Below are 3926 nucleotides of genomic sequence, written 5' to 3' on the forward strand. Positions count from 1 at the left end.
TGTAGCGAACTGCAAACATAAACGCTTCAAACCGCAAACAAGGCAATTTTGAAACCACATTAACTGCAAATAAAGGGGGTCTCAAAACCACAATAATTGCAAATGAAACTGCAAACATAATTTTCAAACTGCAAACAAGGGTTTTCAAACCACATTAACTGCAAATAAGCCGTAATCCTTGCTGTAACTGGCTTAGGGGATTTACTGCCTCAATTGTGTCCAAATTAAACGAACTTTTATACTGGACATATATGTACGGTTTTCGTGGTTTAATTTGAACTAATACCGTTCGATTAAATATCAAAAGCTGTTTAAACCGACAGTCAAGGTAGCTATGAGCATTTATGCTTATTTGAGAGTCTCCAGCGATCGTCAAGACCTACACAACCAACGACATGGCATTTTGGAGTATGCCAACACCCATGCTTTGAGTCCCATCCAGTTTATAGAGGACACGGTTTCTGGACGGGAGAAATGGTTAGAGCGAGGTGTAGGACAACTACTCAATCAAACAGCACAAGCATCCGATGTAGTCATTTTTTCAGAAGTTAGTCGCATGGCACGCTCCACCCTACAAGTATTAGAAATGCTAGAGTGCTGCGTGCGCCGAGGAATTAACGTCCATATCGCCAAGCAAGGTATGGTGCTAGATGATTCAATGCAAAGCCGAATCACAGCAACAGTTTTGGGCTTGGCAGCAGAAATTGAGCGGGAATTGATTGTACTGAGAACAACCGAAGCATTAGCCAAACGCAAAGCTGAAGGAAAAACGTTAGGGCGACCCAAAGGACGACAATCTGCACATTTGAAACTGGACACAAGGGAAGCAGAAATTCGCAGTTATTTAGCCAAAGGAATCAGTAAACGCTCAATTGCCAAACTGGTCGATTGTTCACCTTCCACACTCTACGATTGGTTGTCACGCAAACATCTTCACCCACGCCACAATACATTGGTGGAGAAATCATAGGATGCCTAAGAAACAAATACCAATTGATACAATCGTAGACCTACGTCGCCGCTTAGAGCAGCTACCACCGCGCAGTCCATCTCGTCGGGTATTAGTCCAAGAAATAGCTCAACTGTATGGCATTTCCGAAGATACTGTGTATCGAACACTACGAGAAGGAAATGTTGTTCGCCCAGTGCGGCGCGTTGATTGTGATGTCCCGCGTGTGATTCCGAAAGCCGGACTAGAGCGATACTGCGAAATCATTGCTGCCATTAAAATACGTACATCTAACCGCAAAGGTCGCCATTTATCTACCGTACAAGCAATTCGCTTATTGGAAGAAGATGGCATCAACACACCAGATGGTCATGTCACCGTTCCAGTAGGTTTGCTCAAACCAACCACCGTTAATCGTTATCTCAACAAATGGGGTTACGACCGCGATACCCTGCTGCGACAACCACCTGCTGTTCGCTTCCAGGCAGAATATAGCAATCAATGTTGGCATTTTGACCTCAGTCCATCAGACCTCAAGCACGTTAAAGCACCAGCATTTCTAGAACCAGGACGGGGGCATCCTTTGTTAATGCTTTATAGTGTCGTCGATGACCGTAGTGGTGCTGCATACCAAGAATACCACAGTGTTTACGGTGAGGATGTAGAAGCAGCACTGCGGTTTATGTTTGCTGCCATGTCACCCAAAAAAGAGACAGACTTTCCCTTTCAAGGCATTCCCCAAATGCTGTATATGGACAATGGCCCCATTGCTAAGAGCTTGGTGTTTCAAAAAGTTATGGGTTATTTGGGGATTGAAGTACGTACCCATTTACCGAATGGCTTGGATGGGCGACGGGTGACGGCTCGTTCTAAGGGGAAGGTAGAACGACCGTTTCGCACTGTTAAAGAAATGCACGAAACTCTCTACCATCTGCATGAACCGGAGACCGAAGCTGAGGCAAACGCTTGGTTGATGAAGTTTTTGCTCCATTACAATAGCCGACCCCATCGCAGCGAACCCCATTCTCGGATGGAAGATTGGGTGAGCAATTTACCTGAGTTAGGCATCCGTCAAATGTGTAATTGGGAACGTTTTTGTACATTTGCACGCTCCCCAGAACGCCGCAAAGTAGGCATCGATGCTCGCGTTACGGTTGAGGGGGTGGCTTATGAGGTGGAGCCAGATTTGGCTGGAGAAACTGTAGTTCTGTGGTGGGGCTTGTTCGATAACGAACTGTACGTAGAACATGGTGAACGTCGCTATGGGCCGTTTCTGCCAGTGGATGGCCCAATCCCGCTACATCGCTACCGTAGTTTCAAGAAAACACGAACGCAGAAACGGGCTGACCGAATTGAATCTTTGGCTAAACAGTTGTCTTTACCGAACTCTGTGATTGGTAAAGGCAACCCGCCTGATTTCGGGAGTAGTACAACTCTATTGAAGGTGCAGCCTTTTGTAGACCCTAACCCATTTCAAGAACTGACATTCAGCACGGTGATTGCAGCCAAATTAGCGATCGCCGATTATTTGGCACGTCCATTAGCCAAACTTACCCCTGAACAGATGGCTTATATTAATGCGGTGCTGGTGTCTAATCTCAATAAGCAGGAGGTAATGAAACAAATTCGAGATTTCTTCCACCCCTTATCAAATACGAGCCATGTTGAGTGATGTCATGACTTATTTTGGTCTCAAACGTACCTTAGATCATGTGGGCTATTTTGAGACCCAAGAGCAGACAAATCTATTCAAAGAACTTAAACCACAAATTAGGCAAGGTGGTTTGATTGCGATAACAGGTGTTGTTGGTTGTGGTAAAACAACGACTTTACAACGACTGCAATTGGAATTGTCCTCCGAAAAAGACATAATTATTTCTCGTTGCCTTGCAATTGACAAAGATAAGGTCAATGTCGGGGTTTTGATGAGTGCTTTGTTTTTGGATTTAAGCACAGAAAAGGATGCTAAACCACCGAATCACCCAGAACTTAGAGAACGAAAATTGTTAGCTTTAATTCAAAAATGCCGTAAGCCTGTAGTGCTTTTTGTGGATGAAGCTCATGACATTCATCCCAGTACGTTAGTCAAGATTAAGTGTTTAATCGAATTGGTACGTCAAAATAGTTGCACTTTATCTGTAGTGCTGCTGGGACATCCCAAGTTGAAAAACGATCTGCGCCGACCATCTTTGGAAGAGATTGGTGCTAGAACCAATATTTTTAGTTTAGAAGGTATTAGAGGACATCAGGTTGAGTATATAAAATGGCTGTTGAGCGAGTGTATTCACGATGATTATCTGCCTGAAGATTTGATTACCAATGAAGCAATTGCATTTTTAGCAGAACGATTGACTACTCCATTGCAAATCGAACATTATTTGCAGAGGGCTTTTGAAGACGCTTATCAAGCAGCAACTAAACCTGTCACCCGTGATATGGCTGAAGCTGTCTTGAACGTAGGACTTAACGATTTAGAACCCCGCTTAATACGGCATGGTTACAATTCTAAAGTGCTAGCTGAGTTATTAAATATACGTGTAAGTGAGGTCAATTCTTTTTTACACGCTCAGTTGCCTCCTGGTCGAACCCAAGATTTGAGAGACCAGATGTTAAAAATTGGAATTCCCTTGTATGCGTCAGAGGGAAATTAAATTAATCCGAGAAATACTTCATACAGAATTTTTCGGTTTCATTTGTGTTCAGTTTATATCTAAATAAATAAACATATATGTTCGGTGTAAAAGTTCGTTTAATTTGGACACAATTGAGGCAATAAATCCCCTAAGCCAGTTACAGCAAGGATTACGGCTTATTTGCAGTTAATGTGGTTTGAAAACCCTTGTTTGCAGTTTGAAAATTATGTTTGCAGTTTCATTTGCAATTATTGTGGTTTTGAGACCCCCTTTATTTGCAATTAATGTGGTTTCAAAATCGCCTTGTTTGCAGTTTTATCGCTGGATGTTTGCAGTTCGCTACA

The 3926-nt window shown here is 43.1% G+C and carries 3 protein-coding genes; all 3 read left to right on the forward strand.

The window, feature by feature from the left end:
• Positions 1-334: 334 nt before the first annotated feature.
• Genes VE944_RS02145 through VE944_RS02155 form a run of 3 tightly spaced genes read left to right on the forward strand, consistent with a single transcriptional unit; the run spans position 335 to position 3600 of the window.
• The gene (locus VE944_RS02145) at positions 335-970 is read left to right on the forward strand and encodes a recombinase family protein (RefSeq protein WP_324971569.1); all 636 of its coding nucleotides are present in this window, start codon (positions 335-337) and stop codon (positions 968-970) included.
• Positions 971-986: 16 nt separating this feature from the next.
• On the forward strand, positions 987-2621 hold the full coding sequence (locus VE944_RS02150; RefSeq protein WP_324971575.1) for an IS481 family transposase: 1635 nt from the start codon (positions 987-989) through the stop codon (positions 2619-2621).
• A gap of 4 nt (positions 2622-2625) precedes the next feature.
• Positions 2626-3600, forward strand: coding sequence for an ExeA family protein (locus VE944_RS02155; RefSeq protein ID WP_324971572.1), 975 nt, complete (start codon positions 2626-2628; stop codon positions 3598-3600).
• Positions 3601-3926: the final 326 nt, after the last annotated feature.

Origin of the sequence: Nostoc sp. (genome assembly GCF_035638895.1) — a bacterium.
In the GTDB taxonomy this organism is placed as follows: domain Bacteria; phylum Cyanobacteriota; class Cyanobacteriia; order Cyanobacteriales; family Nostocaceae; genus Nostoc.

What these genes read in the sequence shown, in the direction of transcription:
- VE944_RS02145 (WP_324971569.1), top strand. Translation starts at nt 335, where the DNA reads ATGAGCATTTATGCTTATTTGAGAGTCTCCAGCGATCGTCAAGACCTA.
- VE944_RS02155 (WP_324971572.1), top strand. Translation starts at nt 2,626, where the DNA reads ATGACTTATTTTGGTCTCAAACGTACCTTAGATCATGTGGGCTATTTT.